At 41.0% G+C, this 742-nt stretch carries 1 protein-coding gene; it reads left to right on the top strand.

Annotation, left to right across the window (positions count from 1 at the left end):
- A partial coding sequence (locus FVF61_RS01260) for an HYR domain-containing protein (protein ID WP_148452437.1) occupies nt 1-742 on the top strand: 742 nt, incomplete at both ends.

Here is a 742-nt window from a genome sequence, read left to right as displayed (position 1 = left end):
CAGTGGTTACATGCCCAGGAGATATTACAGTAAGTAATGATTTAGGCGACTGTGGTGCCATAGTAAACTTTGAAGCTACAGCTACAGATAATTGTTCCACATTTGGAGGAGGTACGGCACCATCTTCACCAATGGTTATATCAGGTGTCTTTGATGGACCAATAACAGGAGGAATACCAAAAGTGGTAGAGTTTTATGTGATATCAGATATAGCCGATTTATCTTTATACGGATTTGGAGCTGCAAATAATGGAGGAGGCACAGATGGTCAAGAATATACTTTTAGTGGATCAGCAAATGCAGGAGACCGAATTTATATATCAACTGAGATAACAGCATTCACTAGTTATTTTGGTTTTGCACCAACCGATACTGATTCTGACGCTGGAATTAATGGAGATGATGCCATTGAGTTATTTTATAATGGCAGTGTAATAGATACATTTGGTGCGCTTACAGGAGGTAATTCAGGATGGAATTATACAGATGGTTGGGCATATCGCAGCAACAATACAGGACCAGATGGCTCGACATTTGTTCCAGGGAATTGGACCTTTAGTGGAGCTAATGCAACAGATAATTGTACAACAAATGCTTCTTGTTCTTCAGTATTCCCAATAGGTACTTATACAAATTCATCAGGAGGCGGCTCAGGAGGAACTATTAGCTATAGTCACCAACCAGGAGATTTCTTCCCGGTGGGTACTACTGAGGTTACCGTAACAGCTACAGATGCAGCAGG

The sequence above is a fragment of the Xanthomarina maritima genome, assembly GCF_008084905.1.
GTDB lineage: Bacteria > Bacteroidota > Bacteroidia > Flavobacteriales > Flavobacteriaceae > Xanthomarina > Xanthomarina maritima.
This window is presented reverse-complemented; position numbering and strand designations above follow the sequence as displayed.